Origin of the sequence: Paraburkholderia nemoris (assembly GCF_905221015.1) — a bacterium.
GTDB classification, from domain to species: domain Bacteria; phylum Pseudomonadota; class Gammaproteobacteria; order Burkholderiales; family Burkholderiaceae; genus Paraburkholderia; species Paraburkholderia nemoris.
Genome location: NZ_CAJNBO010000008.1, coordinates 306,800 through 327,591, shown reverse-complemented (window position 1 = coordinate 327,591; position 20,792 = coordinate 306,800). Strand labels below are relative to the sequence as shown.

Annotated in this window: 22 protein-coding genes; 7 read left to right on the top strand and 15 right to left on the bottom strand. The window is 59.1% G+C overall.

What is annotated here, in order from left to right; genetic code table 11:
• Nucleotides 1–73: 73 nt before the first annotated feature.
• Nucleotides 74–403 carry an SDR family NAD(P)-dependent oxidoreductase gene (locus KHO33_RS15375; protein ID WP_234480547.1) on the bottom strand — a complete coding sequence of 110 codons (330 nt, stop codon included), beginning with the start codon at nucleotides 401–403 and terminating at the stop codon, nucleotides 74–76.
• On the opposite strand from KHO33_RS15375, the gene KHO33_RS15370 reads away from it, so the two are divergent.
• The gene (locus tag KHO33_RS15370) at nucleotides 393–719 is read left to right on the top strand and encodes a LysR substrate-binding domain-containing protein (RefSeq protein WP_236074678.1); all 327 of its coding nucleotides are present in this window, start codon (nucleotides 393–395) and stop codon (nucleotides 717–719) included. The genes KHO33_RS15375 and KHO33_RS15370 overlap by 11 nt on opposite strands.
• A 47-nt stretch (nucleotides 720–766) precedes the next feature.
• Here the strand turns inward: KHO33_RS15370 and KHO33_RS15365 are convergent, their stop codons facing one another.
• Both KHO33_RS15365 and KHO33_RS15360 read right to left on the bottom strand, forming a co-directional pair.
• Nucleotides 767–1,837, bottom strand: a complete 1,071-nt coding sequence (locus KHO33_RS15365) for a DUF2059 domain-containing protein (protein ID WP_211629217.1) — start codon at nucleotides 1,835–1,837, stop codon at nucleotides 767–769.
• A gap of 121 nt (nucleotides 1,838–1,958) precedes the next feature.
• A complete protein-coding gene (locus tag KHO33_RS15360) occupies nucleotides 1,959–2,816 on the bottom strand; it encodes a DMT family transporter (RefSeq protein ID WP_236062684.1) in 858 nt (285 codons plus the stop codon).
• Between the two features lie 415 nt (nucleotides 2,817–3,231).
• Here KHO33_RS15360 and KHO33_RS15355 point away from each other — a divergent pair, with 415 nt between their 5' ends.
• A complete protein-coding gene (locus KHO33_RS15355) occupies nucleotides 3,232–4,293 on the top strand; it encodes a methyltransferase (RefSeq protein WP_200564971.1) in 1,062 nt (353 codons plus the stop codon).
• A gap of 338 nt (nucleotides 4,294–4,631) precedes the next feature.
• Here KHO33_RS15355 and KHO33_RS15350 read toward each other — a convergent pair whose 3' ends face one another.
• Nucleotides 4,632–5,516: a LysR family transcriptional regulator gene (locus KHO33_RS15350; RefSeq protein ID WP_054041433.1), complete on the bottom strand. Its 885-nt coding sequence runs from the start codon at nucleotides 5,514–5,516 to the stop codon at nucleotides 4,632–4,634.
• Nucleotides 5,517–5,645: 129 nt separating this feature from the next.
• Between KHO33_RS15350 and argC the strand changes: the two genes are divergently transcribed.
• Nucleotides 5,646–6,575: an N-acetyl-gamma-glutamyl-phosphate reductase gene (gene argC / locus KHO33_RS15345; RefSeq protein WP_200564970.1), complete on the top strand. Its 930-nt coding sequence runs from the start codon at nucleotides 5,646–5,648 to the stop codon at nucleotides 6,573–6,575.
• A 187-nt stretch (nucleotides 6,576–6,762) separates the two neighbouring features.
• Here argC and KHO33_RS15340 read toward each other — a convergent pair whose 3' ends face one another.
• From KHO33_RS15340 to KHO33_RS15330, 3 genes are all read right to left on the bottom strand, one after another.
• The gene (locus tag KHO33_RS15340; RefSeq protein WP_200564969.1) at nucleotides 6,763–7,680 is read right to left on the bottom strand and encodes a hypothetical protein; all 918 of its coding nucleotides are present in this window, start codon (nucleotides 7,678–7,680) and stop codon (nucleotides 6,763–6,765) included.
• Nucleotides 7,681–7,728: 48 nt separating this feature from the next.
• Nucleotides 7,729–7,878 carry a hypothetical protein gene (locus KHO33_RS15335; protein WP_200564968.1) on the bottom strand — a complete coding sequence of 50 codons (150 nt, stop codon included), beginning with the start codon at nucleotides 7,876–7,878 and terminating at the stop codon, nucleotides 7,729–7,731.
• Nucleotides 7,879–7,942: 64 nt separating this feature from the next.
• A complete protein-coding gene (locus KHO33_RS15330; RefSeq protein WP_200564967.1) occupies nucleotides 7,943–8,113 on the bottom strand; it encodes a hypothetical protein in 171 nt (56 codons plus the stop codon).
• Between the two features lie 23 nt (nucleotides 8,114–8,136).
• Here KHO33_RS15330 and KHO33_RS15325 point away from each other — a divergent pair, with 23 nt between their 5' ends.
• Nucleotides 8,137–8,661, top strand: coding sequence for a winged helix-turn-helix transcriptional regulator (locus tag KHO33_RS15325; RefSeq protein ID WP_267914873.1), 525 nt, complete (start codon nucleotides 8,137–8,139; stop codon nucleotides 8,659–8,661).
• A 115-nt stretch (nucleotides 8,662–8,776) separates the two neighbouring features.
• Here the strand turns inward: KHO33_RS15325 and KHO33_RS15320 are convergent, their stop codons facing one another.
• From KHO33_RS15320 to KHO33_RS15305, 4 genes are all read right to left on the bottom strand, one after another.
• Nucleotides 8,777–9,415, bottom strand: coding sequence for a dihydrofolate reductase family protein (locus tag KHO33_RS15320; RefSeq protein ID WP_200564965.1), 639 nt, complete (start codon nucleotides 9,413–9,415; stop codon nucleotides 8,777–8,779).
• A gap of 100 nt (nucleotides 9,416–9,515) precedes the next feature.
• Nucleotides 9,516–9,761 (bottom strand): hypothetical protein, encoded by a 246-nt coding sequence (locus KHO33_RS15315; RefSeq protein WP_200564964.1) that lies wholly within the window; start codon nucleotides 9,759–9,761, stop codon nucleotides 9,516–9,518.
• A gap of 20 nt (nucleotides 9,762–9,781) precedes the next feature.
• Entirely contained in the window at nucleotides 9,782–10,828 is a 1,047-nt protein-coding gene (locus KHO33_RS15310) for a dienelactone hydrolase family protein (RefSeq protein WP_200564963.1), read from the bottom strand.
• 77 nt (nucleotides 10,829–10,905) lie between these two features.
• Complete coding sequence (locus tag KHO33_RS15305; RefSeq protein WP_200564962.1) at nucleotides 10,906–12,801, bottom strand: DUF3857 domain-containing protein; 1,896 nt, start codon at nucleotides 12,799–12,801, stop codon at nucleotides 10,906–10,908.
• 376 nt (nucleotides 12,802–13,177) lie between these two features.
• Between KHO33_RS15305 and KHO33_RS15300 the strand changes: the two genes are divergently transcribed.
• The gene (locus KHO33_RS15300) at nucleotides 13,178–13,816 is read left to right on the top strand and encodes a nucleotidyltransferase domain-containing protein (protein ID WP_128576737.1); all 639 of its coding nucleotides are present in this window, start codon (nucleotides 13,178–13,180) and stop codon (nucleotides 13,814–13,816) included.
• Between the two features lie 109 nt (nucleotides 13,817–13,925).
• Here the strand turns inward: KHO33_RS15300 and glmS are convergent, their stop codons facing one another.
• On the bottom strand, nucleotides 13,926–15,755 hold the full coding sequence (gene glmS, locus KHO33_RS15295; protein ID WP_200564961.1) for a glutamine--fructose-6-phosphate transaminase (isomerizing): 1,830 nt from the start codon (nucleotides 15,753–15,755) through the stop codon (nucleotides 13,926–13,928).
• Between the two features lie 157 nt (nucleotides 15,756–15,912).
• Here glmS and KHO33_RS15290 point away from each other — a divergent pair, with 157 nt between their 5' ends.
• A complete protein-coding gene (locus KHO33_RS15290) occupies nucleotides 15,913–16,404 on the top strand; it encodes an Lrp/AsnC family transcriptional regulator (protein WP_054041414.1) in 492 nt (163 codons plus the stop codon).
• Nucleotides 16,405–16,627: 223 nt separating this feature from the next.
• A complete protein-coding gene (locus KHO33_RS15285) occupies nucleotides 16,628–17,296 on the top strand; it encodes a glutathione S-transferase family protein (RefSeq protein WP_236074677.1) in 669 nt (222 codons plus the stop codon).
• Between the two features lie 280 nt (nucleotides 17,297–17,576).
• Here the strand turns inward: KHO33_RS15285 and KHO33_RS15280 are convergent, their stop codons facing one another.
• Genes KHO33_RS15280 through KHO33_RS15270 form a run of 3 tightly spaced genes read right to left on the bottom strand, consistent with a single transcriptional unit; the run spans nucleotide 17,577 to nucleotide 20,792 of the window.
• Nucleotides 17,577–18,581: a transketolase family protein gene (locus tag KHO33_RS15280; RefSeq protein WP_200564960.1), complete on the bottom strand. Its 1,005-nt coding sequence runs from the start codon at nucleotides 18,579–18,581 to the stop codon at nucleotides 17,577–17,579.
• Complete coding sequence (locus tag KHO33_RS15275; protein WP_054041410.1) at nucleotides 18,578–19,420, bottom strand: transketolase; 843 nt, start codon at nucleotides 19,418–19,420, stop codon at nucleotides 18,578–18,580. The genes KHO33_RS15280 and KHO33_RS15275 overlap by 4 nt, the downstream gene beginning before the upstream one ends.
• A gap of 43 nt (nucleotides 19,421–19,463) precedes the next feature.
• Nucleotides 19,464–20,792 (bottom strand): MFS transporter, encoded by a 1,329-nt coding sequence (locus KHO33_RS15270; protein WP_200564959.1) that lies wholly within the window; start codon nucleotides 20,790–20,792, stop codon nucleotides 19,464–19,466.

The window sequence follows — 20,792 nt, the reverse complement described above, 5'->3', positions numbered from 1 at the left end:
TCAGAGTAAATATCGAAACCCCCGCGTCGCTGCGCTCCGAACGTCCAGCTTCGCGCGAAACCGCTGTCCACCTTCACGCGAAACGCGTGTCCAGCTTCCACGAATTACGCATCTGACGGACCGTCTCGAGGTCCATGTCGGCGAGCGCGCCGGTTCGCAACGAATCTCCCGCGCTGTACACCAGATGGTCGAAAGGTCCGAGTTGTTGGAACAGTTCGCGCACAGCGGATTCATTACTCAGATCGACCGTGTATCCATTGGCCCGGTCACCGAGCCCGGCGACGGCCTCGGCGACACGCTGACTGCGCGATGAGACCACCGTCACTGAGGCGCCGGCTGCGAGCGCGGCATGGGCCGTGGCATGGCGTTTTCCACGGCCTGACGGCAATGGCGTGGAGCGCATCGTGGTGCGCGGTCGTCTTGATGTCATTGGCGGTCTCGCGCTTCGTGAGGCCGCGCTCGCCGGACTGGGGATTATTCTCCAGCCTCAGATGATGCTGCAGGAAGATCTGGACGCAGGTCGGCTCGTTCGACTTTTTCCCGACTGGCCGGCGCCGACCTGGCCCATCCATGTGGTGCATTTGCCTAATGCGCATATGCCACCGAAGCTGGAGAGTTTCATCGCTTTTCTGCAGGAGACGTTGGGACAGGGTGATGAGCGGCAGAACGCTCGCGGCAGGTCAAAGCCGGGTGTATCTGCGCGGCGGCGCGCAAAGTAAGGCAGAGCGTTCGTCGCGAAGATCCAATGGAGTCGAATAGAACTCATCTATTGTCGAGATATCGCTCCCCCGCTGGCAGGCAACGAATGATAGAGATCCCGCCATTTTTTCAGGTTTCCATTCGAAGCCGGATCCATCGCTCTTGCTGGGCCGCTGGCCACGTTGACCATCGAAGCGCCTGCGTCACCAAACACTCGCAACTCCCGCTTCTCCTCAGGTGAGGCGACGAACGTTGCGAACCCGGGCAAATCGTCAGAATAGGCATGTCGGATCTCATCCAACGCGTCGCCTTGAGTCGTGGCAACGGCAACCGCCATGATGGCGATCGCCGGAGCGCCGCTTGTGTCATGTCCGGCGGCGCGATCATCTTCGCTAGTGACAATCTGCGTCGCGAATAGCCGCGAAAGTTGCAGCAGCGCCATGCGCGCCTTCATGACATCCGCCGCGGGCTTATCGACACTACTCGCCGCGTGGCTGGCGAAGGCTTGTCCCACGCCGAGCCCAATCGCGCGCGAGACACGCAGTTGAAAGTCTAGAAAATGGCGACCTTCGTCGGATCTGTAATACCGGATCAATGCGTCTGCATCAGCTTTGGACAGACGGGTGGCATAGCCCCGCGCGAGCGCATCGTGCATGGCGGAATTCACTGCAGGCACGATCTCATTGGTGAGTCGCTCGTGTTGTGCGATGCAGTCTCGGCCAATCACGCCGCTGATCGTAGCCCAGCGCGGATCGCCAGCGTTCCAGGCCGGATTGCCCGGATCCACATTGCGAGTATTGCGAGCGACGCAATCCGATACGTTGGCGTTGGCGCCAACGTTGGGTGTTTTATGGAATTGCAACTGCTGAAATGCGAGCAGTTGTTGAACCTGTGCGTCGGTCGCGGGCGGCCCGGCATTTTGTGTGCCGCTCGAACTCGAGGATACCGGGACGGCATTGGCCGCCTCCGCCGTGCTCACGAGACCGTCGACGCTTGATCTATCGAGGAACGTCAGCGATGTGCCTGCGCCCGAGGACTGCTCGTGCGAACGCAGGAAACGATAGGCCATCACAAACTGGTCACGCGTCGGGTTGTAGGCAACCGCGTCGACGTTGTACGAGTCGGCGATGGATGACAACGTGAGTGTCCGGATTGAACGCAAATCAGCGCTCAGCCTCATCGCCTGGAGTCGGTCTGCGCCCCGCGTGCAGGCAAGCGCGATCGTCAGTCCCGATACATCTACGTCGTCCACCGCCCTCTTACGCCCGCCTGCCGTGCTGGGTTCCCCGACGCACCACAACCAGGGCAATACCTCCGAGGATTGCTGCCGAGGCCAACACGATTCGGATGGTCACGCTCTCTCCAAGAAATACGACTGCGCCGAGCGTCGCGATGACCGGCACGCTCAACTGCACCGTGGCCGCATTGCCGGCTTTCAGACCGGGCAACGCCGTGTACCAGATGGCGTAGCCAATGCCGGAGGCCACTGCGCCCGAGCCCGTTGCGTACCAGAAACCGGCGCAATCAATCGAAGCGTGGGCGGACATGGCGGCGCTGAGCGCAGCGGCGAGTGGAACTGCTCGCAGGAAGTTGCCGGCCGTCACCGCGGTGGGATTTCCTGCGCCCTTGCCGCGCAGCGAATAGATGCCCCAAGCGACGCCGGCGCCGAGCATAAGGACAGCGCCTCCGGGAGGTGGCGCGGAGAGACCGGGAAGCAGCAGCCCGGCAAGGCCTGCCAACGCGCATGTCAATCCGATCCATTGCTGACTTTCGAAGCGTTCACCCTTTCGGATGCCGTAGCCGATCATGGTCGTTTGCACAGCGCCGAACAGAAGTAGGGCTCCAGTGGACGCCGGCAGGCTCAGGTATGCGAACGAGAAGGCGGCAGCATAGGCGAACAGCGCCAGCGCCGACAGCCAGTTTCCGGCGCCGCTCACCTTGCAGCCCCGGAGCCGCACTATCAGCGAGAGCGAGAGGGCGCCCGACACGATACGGATCGACGTAAAACTCGCTGCATCGATGCCGGTGCCCTTGAGGGCTAGCCGGCATAGCAACGAATTCGCTGCAAACGCGACCATTGCAAGCAGCGTCAGCACAGTGACACGCACGGGCGACACGGAAATCCCCAAAAAATCTGAATCTTCCGCCAGTATCCGGCAATTTGTGCTGCCAGTACGAGCGATGATGGTGGCGGAGCGATCCACATCGACGATTGGAGCGACTGATTGTGTTTAGAAAGGCGGCACTAAATGCGCGCTGATCGACCAGCGGTCATTGATGGGCGTCAGTGACCAGTCGTCTCTGGCCCGAACGCGGCCTTTTGCAATCGGCTCATGCCGACCCAAAGGAGCGCAATCCACCCGAAGCCGTACATCTGTTTAAAACGCGCTGGTCCCCGGGGCGACAGAAATCCGCTTTTGACCAATACATCAGGGGGTGGATTTCGCCTTGTACGTTAGCTATGCTGAACAACACCAGCTCACCCACCATGGCACCTGGCCCTTCACCACACGTCCGCTCTGGGAGTAGTTTATGCAAAGCACACCAAACGCGGGTCGGCAGGAATCAGGCGCTAACGGCGCGTCCCAGCCCGAACTCACGCCTGAGCGATTACTCCAACTGGGCATGGGATTCTGGGCGTCCAAGACATTGCTTTCCGCTGTCGAACTCGGCGTGTTCACGCGCCTGGCGAGCGGTCCTCACAATGCGGCGGAACTCACTGAAGCGCTCGGACTGCATCCGAGATCGGTTCTCGATTTCCTCGACGCGCTGGTCGCATTGAATTTGCTGGAACGTGAAAACGGGACCTACCGCAATACGCCGGACTCTGACCTGTTTCTCGACATGGCCAAGCCAAGCTATGTGGGTGGATTACTGGAAATGGCCAACGCCCGGCTATATCCATTCTGGGGCTCGCTGACCGAAGCGCTTCGCACCGGACAGCCACAGAACGAGGCGAAACAGGGTGGTAACCTCTTCGACTCGATTTATCACGACGAACACACGCTGCGAAGTTTCCTGCGAGCGATGAGCGGGGTCAGTCTGGGTGCAGCCAAGGCGATTGCGCAAAAATTCCCCTGGCAGAATTACAGCACCTTCATCGACATCGGCACGGCACAAGGTGCCTTACCCGTGCAGGTCGCGCTTGCCCATCCCCACCTACGCGGCGGTGGCTTCGATCTGCCGGTGGTGGGCCCGGTGTTTGACGAGTACGTGACGTCGCACGGCCTGCAGGAGCGGCTCATTTTTCATCCGGGCGACTTTTTCAAGGATTCCTGCCCCTCGGCCGACGTGCTCGTTATGGGACACATCCTCCATGACTGGGACCTTGAACAGAAGCTGGTACTCCTGGCGAAGTGCTACGCGGCACTGCCTCCTGGAGGTTGCCTGATCGTCTACGATGCGGTGATTGACGATGACCGCAGGCGGAATGCCTTCGGCCTTCTGATGAGCCTGAACATGCTTATTGAGACGTCCGGTGGCTTCGACTATACCGGCGCGCAGTGCTGCACATGGATGAAGGAAGTCGGCTTCACGCAGATACGTGTCGAGCCTCTTGCCGGCCCGGACTCGATGGTGATAGGAATCAGATAGAAGCGGGGCGGCAGCCCCTCAGCATCCTCCGCTGCGGACGTCGACGCCACGCTGTCAACGAGCCATTGCGCGCATTCCGTGACCGTCCGCAACGGCCGGCGAGTGTAGTTGTCGAACGAAGGTCCGCTTGCCGGACGGGAAGCCGACGTTTGAATGTCCATCCGAGAGCGCCGGCCAGCGGCCGTAGATCACCGAACTCTGCCGGACGATGAGCGGCTCAGGTCGACCCAATCCACTCAGTCAAATTTCTAAAACCCAGCCATTTGCTCGTCGTGGCGTTCAATAAGACTACCGTCCCAGCGAGAACGAATCGAAGCGGCAAATGGCAACGCCTACGCCTACGCCAATCGCAGATCCCACAGCACATCAAGTACGTGCTGCGTGGAACGCTCGATGTACCCCGCACGATGTGCAATGCCGAGCCGACGCCACAATGCCGGGCGCAGTGGACGCATGACAATGCGCTTGTCGGGTAGGGGCGTAGTGGCCTCATGGGGCAACAGCGCTGCGCCGTAACCTGCCGCTACCAGACTCTTGATCGCGTCGTTGTAGTTGAGCTGAATGCGCGGCGCAGGATGGTGTCCCGCGGCCGCGAACCACTCAGCAGTCAGACGCGAGAGACGCGTGGTCGCGTCATTGAGAATGAGAGGTTGGGCGGCGAGCCACTCAGGCGTGACGCGGGCCGGACTCCGCCAATGCGCCGGCACAAAGGCCATCACGGGGTCGCGGCGCCAAGGCTTTATCACGAGTCCAGCCACCGGGGGCTGAGGCAGTGCGACCAGCCCGACATCCAGCGTTCCGTCCGCCAGTCGGGATAGCGTTTCGTGCGACGTGAGTACTGCAATCTGAATGTCGATAGCGGGATGGTGCTGGCGCAGCACCTCAAGCGCTTGCGGCAACAGGTGCGCGATCGCGCCAGTCGACGCACCGAGCCGCGCGCGCCCTTCGAGCCCCTGCACCTGGCGTTGAATATCGTCTAACGCCTGCTCCGCATCGGCCAGCAGTCGACGCGCACGCTCCACCAGCACCTCTCCTATCGCCGACGGCCTGACATGTCCGCGCTTGCGTGACAGGAGCGGAGCCCCAATGCGCTCTTCGAGTTCAGCGATGTGGAGGCTGACCGTTGGCGGCGCCAGGTGCAACGCACGCGCCGCGTCGGCAAATGAGCCACGGTCGGTAATGGCGACCAGAGTGCGCAAGCGGTCCAGGCTGATCTCTCTCATGTCGGCGTCCAGATTCAGAAAAACTGAATACTTAGGTTATGAAATTCAACTTTCCCTATTCTAACGTTCCATGGAACATAGGGGCTCGTTCTACCTGTTACAACCTATAGTCATCGGAGTAATCCACGTATGAGCTCTCCCGTTGTTTTCATCGACGGCGACCAAGGCACCACCGGGTTGCAAATCCACGAACGGCTGCGCAACCGGACCGATCTGAGACTGCTTACGCTTCCCGCTGCGGAACGCAAAGATCCGCGGCGTCGCGCGGAAGCCATCAACGCCTGCGACATCGCTATCCTCTGTTTGCCTGATGCCGCCGCGCGCGAGGCAGTGGACGCCATTGTTAATCCCGCCGTCAGAGTAATCGACGCAAGTTCCGCCCACCGCACACAGCCGGACTGGACATACGGCTTTCCGGAAATGACACAGGGACAGGCTGAGCGCATTGCGAACGCACGTCGGGTCACCAATCCCGGTTGCTATCCGACTGGTGCAATTGGCTTGTTGCGTCCTCTGTTGCAGGCTGGGTTTATACCAGGCAACTACCCCATCAGCATTCATGCAGTGTCCGGCTACTCCGGACGCGGGCGTGCCGGCGTGGAGGAGCATGAGGGGCAGGATGCCGGCAACGCGCCTTCATACCTGCTATATGGTCTGGAACTCGCGCATAAGCACACCCCGGAGATCCAGCAACACGCCGGACTCGCGCAGCGTCCCATCTTCGTTCCTGCGTATGGTGCGTTCCGTCAGGGCATCGTGCTGACGGTGCCCTTGGAGTTGCGGCTGCTGGCACCCGACGTGGATGGCGCCACGTTACACGCGTGCCTCGCACGCCACTATGCCGAGGCGGCCCACGTACATGTCTTGCCGCTGCACGAATCGTGCGCCTTGGAGCACCTGGATCCGCAAGTGCTGAACGGTACGAACGACATGCGCTTAAGCGTATTTCCTAACATGGAACACGGGCACGTCTTGCTGTCCGCGGTTTTCGATAATCTTGGCAAAGGCGCATCCGGTGCTGCGGTTCAGAACCTGAACCTGATGCTCGCGCAGCAATAGTGGCAGACGGCCTGAGCTAAAACGGAAACCTGAGAAGCGCGGAAGACGTGCACGCGATGTCGCTTGCCAATCTAGACCCGGAATACTGCACCGTCATCACAGCTGAGACATTGGTGGACACGGACAAGTAAGCTGGGCCATTTCGCTCGGTCTATTGCGCCTCCAGGCGCATGGCGGTGTGCTCGATCTACTTGTGCGCTGAGTCAGATTCCCAGACAACCGCGTTGTCTACCGCGTAAAGTTTGCATTCTTTTAACCCCGAGCGATGGCAATGCAGCATCGCGCGCTCTGCGGCATCATCCGGTTCACCTGGTGGTGTCTTGCCCCAAGTCGCTCGCCAACTCCCGTTTGACGCAATGACAAACGCTCGTGGAGATGGACGGCGCAACCAGTCGCGATAACCGTCTCGGCCGCGATCGTCAATAAGGGGCACGGCACTCGCGTCGCGAACCGGGGCACCGAAGCCCGCAACGCCGAGGGGCATAGGGTCTGCGTGGGAGTCAACCGGTGTTCCGCTGACGACGCCCTTCTTCGCCATGTCATCAAAAATGCGGCCGAGCAATTTCGACAGCGCTTCGTCGTCGAAAGCTACGTCCCAGCGAGATAGGGGAATGGCGTCTGAGCTGTATGCTCCGTGCCAGAAGACCGCGCTACTTTGTGGGTCGCACAAAACTGCGTCGAACTGAAACACGACCTCCGCCTCTGTACCCGTAAAGCGGGTGGTAGTGGTGGTGCTCTGTGAAATCGTGATACGCAGTTCGGCACTTCCGCGATGGGTATCGGACGCCGAGTCGCGGGAGTTTGGCTGATCAGCAACTGTTTCAGTGAATTCGCTTAAAGTCATATGCCTCGCAGCCAGCAAATTGGGGGCGAGCTTGGCGATTCGACTTCCAATGAGGTCGTATTCTTCGTGCGCGAGCACCTGGTCCGTCCGCTTTTGCTCGCGAGGTTTTTTCGCGGTTAAGGGACTGCGGATGTAGTGAATCGATATGTCCGAAGCGGGGACGGCCGGCCGCTGAACAATCCATGATGAACCCGTTGTCGTGCTGCAACCCGATAAAGCGAATACGATCCATACAACCCAGTGGGCGAGACGTTGAAACATCGCGACAGTCCCCGGTTTTCTTATTGGCTAGTGCGATATCGGAAGATTTCAGGAAAACTTGAAAAAGTGTCCCTCGGGGGGCGCCGCCGTACTGTAGTGGGCGATAAAGAAGTCGGGGTTGGCACTCTCAAAAGTGACGACCTTCAGCGACGGAGTAGCTTCAATCTCCTCGACCAGGACATAGAACTCTTCGTACATACGATCGTCGATGGTGTTGATCGACGGGTTATCAAGCGTGACGAGCCATTATCCAGGCGCGATCTCACTCCCACCGTTGCGCCAGCGCTTTACGCTCGATGTCCATGGCGAACAGGGGTGTCTCCTCAGCGTTGTGAGCGCTTAGAGCTTGCTGCGCGAGCTCGCTCGCTTTGGCGAAGGGCACGCCACGCTTCTCGAGCAGCTCGAGATAGCCTGGCGTGGAGCGGACTTCCACGCTGTTCTCAATCCCTGCGCGAGTTGAGAATGGGGAATGACCGCTTCGACGGCATTCAGGCACAGACCGGAATGTCGCCCAACCTGCTTACCCAGCGCCTCAAAACAATGGAGGACAACGGGCTCATCGAGCGTCGGGTCTATCAGGAGCGGCCCAGGCGGCACGCCTACTGGATCACTGACAAGGCGCGTGAGCTTGACGGAATGATGCTGAGCCTTCATTTGTGGGGAATGCGGCACTGCGGGCTGGACCCGGAGGCCGAAGGCGCTGTGACGATGAAGCATCGGCGAACCGGCGCGGTAATTGGCAGCGACTGGCAACCTGAAGAAGAGGATCTACCTTTTACTTTCAGCCAGGTCGAGACTCGGGTAAATCCAGCATGGGCTGCCGAACGTGCCGCTCGTGCGGAAGCCTTTGCGACAGGACGGCGCATTCAGGTTTCCAAGCGCACACCGCAAAAAAAGGATGCCCCCGTGGCTTTGAAAGCCGAAAACGGGAAGCGGAAAGCGCGCTCCGCGAAGCTTGACTCTGCTTCCTTGAAGGATTGACCTTCTACGAGGACGGGCCGGCTTTCCAGACGTGGAAAGCCGGTGCGCTAGGAGGTCTGGCGCGCTTGAGGAAAATCGGACCGTCCGCTGCAACCGATTGTCAGGCAGCCCTCACTCACTGACGCACATAGCGCAAGTGTGTGGCAGCAGGACCATCAAGAACCCTGTCAATGCGAAACTGTGGCCCGGGCTCGCGCAGGTTCTCGAAGAGACGCCGCCCACTGCCGAACAAAACGGGTGACAAGGCGATTTCCAGTTCGTCGACGACACCCATGGTCAGGTACTGCTGGATCACATCGGCGCCACCCGCGATACGAATATCACGACCGCCTGCGGATTCCCGAGCCAGCTCAAGGGCGCGCTCCGGCCCTTCATTGATGAAGTAGAAGGTCGTCCCACCCGGGCGTACCCAGGGTTCGCGTTTCTCATGGGTAAGAACGTATACCGGTTTGTGAAACGGAGCCTCCTCTGGCCAGGCGCGCTCGCCTTGCTCGAACATTCGCTTGCCCATAATGTTGGCGCCGATGCGCTCCGTGGTGCTGCGAAGCAGGTCATTGACCGGGCCGGTCTCTCCCCCTGGTCCGAGCTTGAGGTTCTCGCGGAAGTACTGTTGATTGAAGATCCAGGCCATCAGCGCACCCCACTTGGCACCCCAGTTCTTATACTCAGGCGTATCCCAATTCTCCATGGTCATTCCTTCCGGTGCCATGTAGCCATCGAGGCTAAGTCCAATGTTGACGAATACTGTTCCCATGATTTTCCTCTCGCATGTTCGGATGTCGGTCTAACTTTGAAATAGGGCGACAGTTTTGCGCCCTAACTTCGACGACCGCCGGTTAACTCTGCAACTGGAACTAGAGATATATTGAATCAGATTGGATAGCTGCGCCATTTTTGACTTCTGCCAAGTCCGTTGAATGAAATGCATAAAGCAGCATATCGGCCAGCAAGCCGCCAACGATGCTGCCATCTCCGTCACGTGCAAACACATGCAACGACTTGAAGTCTTTTACGGCAAACGCGGCGGTATAGGCTCCGAGTTGTGATGCGACATAAGCCTCATCCTGTGCATTCCGCACGTCGGTGACTTCAATTTTCATGGTCGTCTCTGAGGTTGGGTTCAGGGAGTACGGCCTTGTGCTCGTTCGAACGCGGCTTTGAGAAAGGCCGCGACGTCCGCGGGAGATTGTTCCTGTGCTTGCAGGTCGCCTCCTAATGTGATGCCCCTGGTCAGGCAACGCTTCGACTCAGCCACGGCGGTGGCACCAGAGAGTGTTTGACCGTCTCGGACCATTGTGAACTTCCTGCTATCGAGATCATAGGAGCCATGGCATTCCCGCGCGCTGGTCGCAAGCTTTACTGAGTGCAGTGGCGTCGGCCTGTCGAAACCGTGATATGCATCGGGATACTCTTTCAGCGTTACCTGCGCGCCTTTCGAACGTAACGCGTCAGCATAGGCAATACAAGGGCGCGCAGGCGTATAGTTGTCCTTCCCGCCGACCAGCATCAAGACAGGAGAACCGTCTACACGAGCCGAGTCGTAAGAGATGCCGCAGGACGGATAGAAAGTGACATGGGCGGCAAAACGCAGATTGCCATCCGTCGCGGCCTGGCGGAAGGGCTCCAGTGTTGAATAAAGCGCTGCAACGCCTCCGCGCGAAAATCCCATGACTGCGATCCTGCCTTTGTCGATTCGAGGATCCGTTGCCAACAGGCGCAAGGCCGCATAGGCGTCGGCGATATCTGCGGTCATGGAAAGCTGCGTCTGATCTTTTTCAGTGCTTTTGATGCCGCGACCGGTAAAACTGTCCACGACAAAGCTGGCATAACCCAGCGCGTTCATGCGTTCGGCCCAAACCCGTTCACCCGGATTCACGCCGCTACTGCCATGCAGGATGATCACGGCGGGGACGATCCGCGGCCCATTGCTGGGCATGGTCAAATCCCCTGTAATGACAGCCTTGTCGCTCGTGGTGTAGTGCGAGAGAAATTCCCTAGCATTCCCGGGTGTAACCGATTCGAAGGTTACAATTCCACTACTGCCCTCAGCCAGGGATGTCATGATCGAAGAGCTAACCGTAGCAGGTGAAGTGCAAGCCGAAATCAGGCTCGCGGCGATACTGAGCAATAAACTTCGAGTCGCATTGCGAACAATCCTTTTCTTCATCACCAGCGCTCTCCTTGATGCCGCAAAAAAAAGAAGGGGGCGAAACAACCGACAGGGCGAAGATCGTCATGTCAGGATCAATAGAGAATCTGGGCAGCTAGATCCCGCTTGACCGCTGCTGCCATCTTTCTTAACTCCAGGTACTGCGCTGCGTCCACGACAGGAGCATCGGTGGTGATATCGAGGCTTCGCGTTACCGTGATGCTCCGGCCCGACTGCGAATAAGTCGACGCGTAAGCTCCGATTGGAGACGCTATTTTGACGGGCTTAGGTAGCGACATCACGTTTAGTCCGTCTGGCAAATCGAGCTCGATCGATTCACTGATATGGCGTCCTGGAAACACAAGAGGAAGCTCGCGTGTTGCCGGCCCGAATACATCGAATGCGCTGGCGATGTCGGTCATGTCGGAGGTGCCTCGTGGTATGCGTAGCGCGCCCGGCCCAGGTAGTTGCGCGTACCCTGGAAGATCGAATTGCGTCGAATAGTCGAAGGGCTGCGTCAAGTCACGAACGCCGCCATGCATGAAACTCCCCGCACCATTCTGGCCGGTGAAGCTCAATAATCTGGCTGCAAACTGCGGCTCCGTCCCGGGCGGCAGAGATCCAAATATCGATCTGGACAACCAGTCGAAGACGCCCGAGTTTTTCACTGCCGCGTTACCTTTGACATTGCCATCGCTATCCAGCGTGATTCGGGTGTCGATCGTCACGCGATCAGTCTCTGGACTACTCAAGGGCAGCGAAACAAGTACCGCATGACCAGTGCCGTCATCGGTGACTAACGCCGGCTTGCCTCGCTCCGCCAAGGGAAGCGTGCCGAACGGCGCTACGCCTGTGGTCGAGTCCACGTATAACCTGAATTCAGGCAGGTAGGTAATGACATGGTCAAACACGGCGAGCGGGTCCGCCGCAGCAGGCAGCCAGTAGCGGGATCCGGCGTTCACCAGAACCGGGCTGCTCGTGATGCCTTTGGCGGCGAGCAAGGCCTGCAGTAGCGTTACGTGATCTTTGCAGTCGCCATAACGCGCGTCCATAGTGACTTGCGCACTGTGCGGCACGACTCCGCCAAACCCCAGATGAATAGCAACGTAACGAATGTTAGCGCTGACCCACCGATACAGCGCCTCGGCCTGCGTTCGCCTATCAGTCACGCCAGCGGTGATTTGATCGGCAAGTGCCTGGAGCGAGGGTGTGACCGCTGCTTGGGGAGCAGCACGTTCAAGGTACGTGCTCCCCACCGCCTCAAAACCGGGAAACGTAGAGATCACGACACGCGGACTGTGATCCGCAAGGGCAGGTGCTCCAAATTCCGGCGCGCGCGCCGGCGTGTCCTTGATCGACCATTGCCACGTCTGCTGGTTGCTGTTGCCGGAGGAAATCCGGCCGCCTTGCATGCCGATCGCATCGACATGGAGCTCTAGCGTGGATGGGGCATGCACCGTAACGCTTGCAGATTTGAACGCTTTGTCATCGAGGAAATTGTCGCTGCTCGAGAACTGCCCGGGGAACAATGCTTTCTTTTGGGTCCGACGCATATGCATGGTCAGCGTTGAGCCGATTTCCACTGCGGGAAATACGATGATCTTTACCTTGCCATCGTCGAAGGTGGGCGCTCCAGGGCTTTCGGAGCTTTGTTGCAGCAGGATTTTGTCCGGCGCTACATCGATACGCTTTCCATCCGGAGTAGTTGTGTAGGCATCCAGAACGTCGAGACTCTCTAACGAGGTGCTGTAATGCAAGGGCAACTGGCTTCGCTGCTGGACACCCTGATCGGTTTCGATGCGGTAAGAGACGATCTCATCTAGCGTAAATGTGCCGTCCGCGTTGACGTTGTACGTGCTGTCATCTCTAAGAACCGTTGTATTTGGTTGAAAGTCCGCTGCAGCTGTAACTGTGCAGTGGCCGGCAACTATTAGTACGGCATACCTCGTTAAATTCCATCGGGATACGGCATTTGAAAATCGACCACTCATAGACCACCTCGCTGAGATATCTTCTGGATCGTGCGCCGTGAGTCACTTTCTTCGCATGCGCATCATTCCGGATCTGTGTAAGAACCGATATGTCCTCTTCCGTTGCTCGGCGGATGCTTTTCGAAGTCATCGCTTGTGTCTCCGTCGAGCCGTCTTGATGGAGGAAGAACGAAGATTAGCAACGTGCCCTTACGTTAGGCCAACCAATCGTCAAATTTCCAGTAATCGACAACGGGCATTTGAAAGGCTTGCTTCTGGCCGGTCGCTGTCTTATGCAAACGGCATGCAACGCACGGGTCTAGGAAGGTAGCGATCGGCAGCACGCGCCATTGACCGGCCCTGGCGGTTCGCTGAAAGCAGCCGCTCGAACGAATTGTTGCCCTATCCTGTAGACATCCCACAAACCATCCGTGACCGCCCGATGCGCTTCGAAGATTTTCTCAAAACGTGGAGAGACGACCCTTCCACAACATTCCAGATCACGCTTCTCATGCGAATCGCGGCCGCGGTCCGAGATTCGCCAGCTTGCACCGGCGCGGTGGTCGTCGGTTCATTTGCAAAAGGGACCGCAGATCGCCTCTCTGATATCGACCTCGTTGCCTTTTGCTCGGGAGGAGCCGGGCATTCATTGTTCCAAACGATACAGCAGCAGATCGCCCCAACGAACGTATTCATCGCGTTTGATGGCGCGCATGATCCGGACAGTCCATTCCAGAAGCTTATCTTCAACGACTTGACTTCTATCGAGTTCCACGTCATCTCGCCCGACACCGAGCTCACCTTGGAGCAGCCCTTTGTCGAGATAGTCAATCGGGACCGTTGTCTTGAGTCGAGAACGTCGTCGAGGCCCGCGCCGACTGAGCCCGACCTGACCGTCTTTCGCTATGGTGACCGGTTCCTGGCGTGGGAACTCTTCAGCTGCTTGAAGTGGCTATGGCGCGGGGATTTTAAAAAAACAAAGCGTTACCTGGTCAGGCTAGGAAGAGCTATTGAGGCGTCGGAAGAAAACGATTGAACTGCCCACCACCCTTGTCGACCCGAAACGATCTTCCTTGAGCCTTCAAAGAGGGCGCCCAATGCTCTTGCCGAATAAATCGAGAGCGTGCTCAACGCTGGCGTGTCCGTTACTCAACAGTCACGGACTTCGCGAGATTTCGCGGTTTGTCGATATCCGTGCCGCGCGCGAGTGCCGCATGAAAGGCGAGCAGTTGCATTGGGATCGTGTGCAGGATGGGTGAGAGCAAGCCATAGTATTCGGTAAGCCGGATCACCTCGATATCGGGACTCGGCGAAAGCCCGCAATCGATATCGGCGAAAACGAAAAGCTTGCCGCCACGCGCATTCACTTCATGCATATTCGATTTCAGCTTTTCGAGCAGGCGATCGTTCGGAGCGACGGCAACCACAGGCATCTGGTCGCTGATCAGTGCTAGCGGCCCGTGCTTCAATTCACCCGCCGCGTATCCTTCAGCGTGAATGTATGAGATCTCTTTCATCTTCAACGCGCCTTCGAGTGCAACCGGATAGTGCATGCCGCGCCCGAGAAACAGGATGTTTTCCTTGCGAGTCAGAATCTCGGACCACGCCATGATGTGCGGCTCGAGCGCGAGCACTTTGCTCATCGCATCAGGCAGATGGCGCAGCGCACGCAGATGGGTTCTTTCGTCGTCATCGGACAGACGGCCGCGCACTTGCGCCAACGTCAGCGCCAGCATGAAGAGCGCGACGAGTTGCGTCGTGAATGCTTTGGTCGATGCAACGCCAATCTCGATGCCGGCGCGCGTGATGAAATTCAATGCGCATTCGCGGACCAGCGCACTGGTCGGCACATTGCAGATTGCGAGCGTCTTCAGCATGCCCCGCTGTTTCGCGACGTGAATGGCGCCGAGTACATCCGCTGTTTCGCCGCTTTGCGATACTGCCACCACTAGCGTGTTCGGATTGGCGACGCTTTCGCGGTATCGGTACTCGCTTGCAATCTCGACGTTGACGGGCAATTGCGCGAGGCTCTCGATCCAGTATTTGGCCGTCAACGCTGCATGAAAACTGCCGCCGCACGCGAGCAATACGACCGCGTCGACCGAATTCAGCACGCGCCAGGCGTTGTCGCCGAAGAGTTCCGGCATGATTGACGATACGTCCTGCAAGGTATCCGCTACCGCGCGCGGCTGCTCGAAAATTTCCTTCTGCATGTAGTAGCGGTACAGGCCGAGGTCGGCCGCGCCGCTGTGCGCGGCGACTGTGTGAACGGAACGTTCGATGCGTCGCCCGGCAGCGTCCACGATCCAGTGGCGATGAAGCTGGACGTCCACGACGTCGCCGTTTTCGAGGTACGCGATCTTGTCCGTCACCCCCGACAGCGCAATCGCATCGGACGCGAGGAAGTTCTCGCCTTCACCGATGCCGATCACGAGCGGCATGCCATCGCGCGCACCCACCAGCCGATGCGGCTCGTCACGGCAAATCACCGCAATGGCGTAGCTGCCGCGCAGCCGTGCGACTGCTTCACGTACCGCGTCGAACAGATCGCCGGCGTACAGATAGTCGATCAGATGCGCGATGACTTCGCTATCGGTCTGGCTCGAAAATACATAACCGTGATCCTGAAGCGTCGCGCGCAACTCCTCATAGTTCTCGATGATCCCGTTGTGAGAGAGGGCGATTCGCGGTGACTCGGCATTGGGCGAGAAATGCGGATGTGCGTTGGTCGTGACGGGCTTGCCGTGCGTTGCCCACCGCGTGTGTGCAATCCCGGTATAGCCGGACAGGCCGCGGTCGGATATCTCCCGCTGCAGGGTGGCGACACGATCTACGCTGCGTGCGCGTACGAGCTCACGGTCCTGATAGAGCGCCACGCCGCACGAGTCGTAGCCGCGATATTCGAGTCGCTTCAGGCCGTTGACGAGATCAGGCAGGATGTTCCGTTGGGCGACCGCACCGACAATTCCACACATCACGCTTCTCCGCAAAGGGTTCGCTGGGAACCGATGCTGCGATAGTAAGGGTGGTCATATGAAAGTAAATTTCATAATTTATCAGAAAATAGAATTTTGAATCGCCGCCGAAGTGTGGTGAAATTTAATTTCATCTACTGTTCGCTGCGAGGTTCGCGTGCCTGGCATCACACTCGACGAGCTTGACCTGCGCATTCTTGGCATTTTGCAAACAAACTGCGCGCTGTCGAATATCGAACTCGCAGAACGCGCGCATACGTCTCCGCCGACGTGTCTGCGGCGCGTGAACCGGCTTCGGGACTGCGGCGTGATCAAGCGCGAGATTGCGATCCTCGATCACTCGAAGCTCGGCCCGACGCTGACCGCGATCATCGAGGTGAGTCTCGACCGGCAAACCGCGGAAGACCATCAGCGTTTCGAGTCGTATATCTGTGCGGAGCCGGCCGTCACGCAGTGTTATCGCGTGTCGCCAGGGCCGGACTTCGTTGTGGTCGCGGATGTCATGGACATGGCCGCTTACGATGAACTCGCTCGCCGTCTGTTCACGAGTTCATCGAACATTCGCAACGTCCGCACGTTTTTCTCGACGCACTGCGCCAAGTTCGAGGCGAATGCGCCCGTACGATCGCGCGGAGTCGGTTCAGAGTGAAGCCGGTTCAGAGTGAAGCCGGTTAGGCGCGACGCGGTCTGTCAACAATCTGGGAGCCGTGATCGAACGTCTCTTTGTGGCCGGCCACGAAGGTCCGCAACCGGGTAGCCTAATAAAATTAGTTCGGCGATGTCGATTTGGCCCAATCTCGAACGTCGAATAGGTGAGCGCTGGAGTTGCGTATCCGGCACTCAACGAGACATCCAGCCAAGGAGAAATCACCGTGCCCCGTCCACTGATCCCCGTTATCACCGCCTTTGAACGCTCGCCCGATCGCGGCAGGGGACTGGCGCGTGACATGCGTGTTCGCTGGGCGCTTGAAGAAGTCGGCCAGGCTTACGAGGTTCGACTTGTTTCGTTCGATGCAATGAAGGAACCCGTGCATCGGACGCTTCATCCTTTTGGGCAAATCCCGACCTATGAAGAGGGCACGCTTGTCCTGTTCGAGTCAGGGGCGATCGTGTTCAATATCGCAGAGCGCCACGCAGGCCTGCTACCTGACGATGCGAATGCCCGGGCACGCGCAATCACATGGATGTTTGCCGCGCTCAACACGGTTGAGCCGCCGATCCTCGATCTCCAGACCACCAAATTCCAGGAGAAGGACAAGACCTGGTACGAACAGCGCCTGCCTATCGTCGAGGATCGCATCCGTGACCGGCTCGGCGAGCTTTCCGATCGCGTTGGCAACGCCGACTGGCTCGATGGTGCGTTCAGCGCGGGCGACCTGATGATGGTGTCGGTGCTACTCAGGTTGAAAGCATCGGGTCTGCTTGACGAATATCCGAACCTGTCCGCCTATGTCGCCCGCGGCGAAGCGCGGCCCGCCTACAAACGTGCTTTCGCAGCTCAATTGGCAGTTTTTGTCGCTAGCCAGCCGCCGACCGTCTGATGAAGGTCAGCTCCAGGCTCAACGCCGTCATCGGGCTTCGCAACTGCCTGCGCGAATACTTCGAGTTTATTGCGTCGTGGACACGCATTTCCACCGCACATCGATCTCTGCGAAGTTGAACGTCGGCTATGGGGAAGGCCGTTCTAAAGCTCGGACGTTCGGTAATAACGGTGCGTCGATGGAACTGACGCACCGTTTCCCCCAAACTGGCGGACGACTCGTTTCACACGCAGGCGGAGCGATGTCCGCTGTACAGCAGCGTCTGGATAACACAGTGGGCTCACCCAAGCCAACCCTTGATGGTATTGGCCATGACGTTGGTCGAAATGCCACAGCGATCGTGCAAGGTCGGTAGCGCGCCCGCACCGAGAAACTCATCGGGCAGTGCGATTTGACGATACATCGGCGTGACACCTGCCGTGAGCAGCGTGGTCGCGACCGCCTCGCCAAGGCCGCCGATCACCGAGTGATTCTCGGCGACCACCACCAGGCGACCCGTGCGCCGGGCCTCGCGCAAGATCGTCTCAGTGTCGAGCGGCTTGATGGTCGGCACGTGCAATACGCCAACGCCCACGTTATCCGCTTCCAGCAACTTCGCCACCTCCAGTGAGCGCATGGTCATGATGCCAGACGAGATGATCAGCACCTCGGCGCCGTCGCGAAGCAGCTTCGCCTTGCCCAGTTCGAACTGATAGTCGTATTCATCGAGCACGGCCGGAACGTTGCCACGCAGCAGGCGCGCATACACCGGACCGTTATGCGCGGCGATCGCGGGCACCATCTGCTCGGTATCGAGCGCGTCGCACGGATCGATGACCGTCATGTTCGGCATCGCGCGCATGAGCGCAAGATCCTCGGCCGCCTGATGACTCGGTCCGTAGCCGGTCGTGAGGCCCGGCAGCGCGCAGATGATCTTCACGTCGAGGTTGTCTTCGGCGATGGCCTGGTGCATGAAGTCATACGCACGGCGGGTCGCGAACACGGCGTACGTTGTCACGAACGGCTGGGCGCCTTCATGCGCCATACCGGCGGCCGCGCCCATCAGCAACTGCTCGGCCATGCCCATCTGATAGTAGCGGTCTGGAAACTCCTTCCCGAAGATATGCAGGTCGGTGTACTTGCCGAGGTCGGCAGTCATACCAACCACATTCGTCTTCTCCCGGGCCAGTTGGGCCAATGCATGACCGAACGGCGCGGAACGCGTGACTTGCCCTTCGCCGGCAATAGAAGCGATCATCGCCGAGGTCTTCAGGCGCGGCTTCCTGGTGATAGTGGTGTCGCTCATGCTTGTCTCCCTGCTTCGAGTGCTGAGAGCGCCAGTTGCCACTCGTGGGCATCGACGCGGATGAAATGGTTCTTTTCCCGTTCTTCGAGGAACGGCACGCCGCAGCCCATGCGGGTATCGCAAACGATAATCCGGGGCTGCTCTTTCGGATGGTCGCGTGCAGCATCGAAGGCCGCCTTCACTGCGTCGATGTCATTGCCGTCCACGCGCTGCGTGAACCAGCCAAATGCTTCGAGCTTCTCGACGAGCGGCTCGAAGGCCATGATCTTCGAGGAGGGACCGTCGGCTTGCTGGTTGTTGACGTCGACCATGGCGATCAGGTTGTCCAGCTTCCAGTGAGCGGCCGACATCAGGCCCTCCCAGATTGCGCCTTCATCGAGTTCGCCGTCGGAGAAGAGCGTGTAGACGAAGGCGTTTGAGCCCTTGCGCTTCAGTCCCAGGCAGCGGCCCACCGCGATCGTGAGACCGTGGCCGAGCGAGCCGCCGGACATCTCCATGCCGGGCGTGTAGCTCGCCATGCCGGACATCGGCAGCCGGCTGTCGTCGCTGCCGTAGGTTTCGAGTTCTTCCGGTGGCAGGAAGCCGGCTTCGAACAGCGCGGCGTAAAGCGCGATCGCATAGTGTCCGTTGGACAGCAGGAAGCGGTCGCGGCCTTCCCAGTCGGGGTTGTCGGGCTGGTAGCGCATCGCACCGAAGTAGGCAACCGCGAGTACGTCGGCGATATCGAGTGCCTGGCCGATATAACCCTGGCCCTGCACTTCGCCCATCAGCAAGGCGTTTCTGCGAATCCGATAGGCGCGCTCAGCGAGCGTCACCCCATCTGATGAGGGACTGTTCATGATGTCTCCTTGATTAAAAAATGAGTCTTTGCGGCAAACGGTGTCAGCGATTGACGGTTTTGGCTGGCACGAGGAAAACAAGCCCGGCACCGATGACGATAGCGACGGAGATAAAGATGAGCCCAGCTGTCGACTTACCGGTCAGGTCGTTTAACCAGCCCACGATGGCCGGCGAGAAGAACCCTGCGAGATTGGCGAAACAGTTCACCGCGGCGATACCCGCTGCGGCGGACATGCCGCCGAGGAGCGCGGTCGGCAACGACCAGAACTGCGACGACGAAGCGAGGATGCCGGCGGCGGCCACGCTGACACACACCAGCGACGCGCCGACTCCGCCCAGCATCGGCAACGTTGCAAAGCCTGCCGCCGAGACGAGCATCGGGATCGCAAGATGCAGACGACGCTCGCGGTGGCGGTCAGCGCTTGCGCCCACCAGCGGCAGCGCAATGATGGCGCACAGGTACGGGATGGCTGTAAAGACGCCCACCCACAGCGGGTCGGCCACGCCGGACTTGCGGATGATCGTCGGCAGCCAGAACGTCAGCCCATACTGACCGAGCACGACGCAGAAGTAGATGGCAGCCATCAACCACAAACGACGATCGCCGATAAAAGATCTGATCGACACATGGGCGACCTTATGGGCGTTGTCGTTCGCCACGTTGCGTGCAAGGAGCGCCTTCTCCGGATCAGTGAGCCATTTGGCGGCAGCGATACCGTTGTCGAGGTAGAGCAGGATGGCGACGCCAAGGAGCAACGACGGCAGCGCTTCGAGGATGAACAGCCACTTCCAGCCGGCGAGACCGTGTACGCCCTGGAACGCATGCAGGATGTAACCGGACAGCGGCCCACCGACAATGCCGGCAAGTGGAATCGCCATGAAGAAGAGGGAGAGCGCCTTGGCGCGCCGCGCAGAAGGAAACCAGTAAGTCAGATACAGGATGACGCCCGGCGCGAACCCTGCCTCGGCCACGCCCAATAGAAAGCGGAGAACATAGAAGGTGGTGGGCGACTTGACGAAGACGAAGCAGGCCGAGATCACGGCCCACGTCAGCATGATGCGAGCGAGCCAGTTTCGTGCGCCCACTTTGTGTAACATGAGATTACTCGGTACCTCGAAGAGAAAATAACCGAGGAAGAAAATACCGGCGCCGAAGCCATACACGGTTTCGCTGAATCGCAGGTCGTTGAGCATCTGCAGCTTCGCGAAGCCCACGTTGACCCGATCGAGATAAGCGCCCAGATAGCACAGCATCAGGAACGGTATCAAGCGCCGTCCCACCTTCGCATACGTTTTTGATTCGAAGCTCGCCGGATCGGCGAGCGATGTGACATCGCCCGTCATTGACGGTGCAGTGGCCTTCGTTTTCAT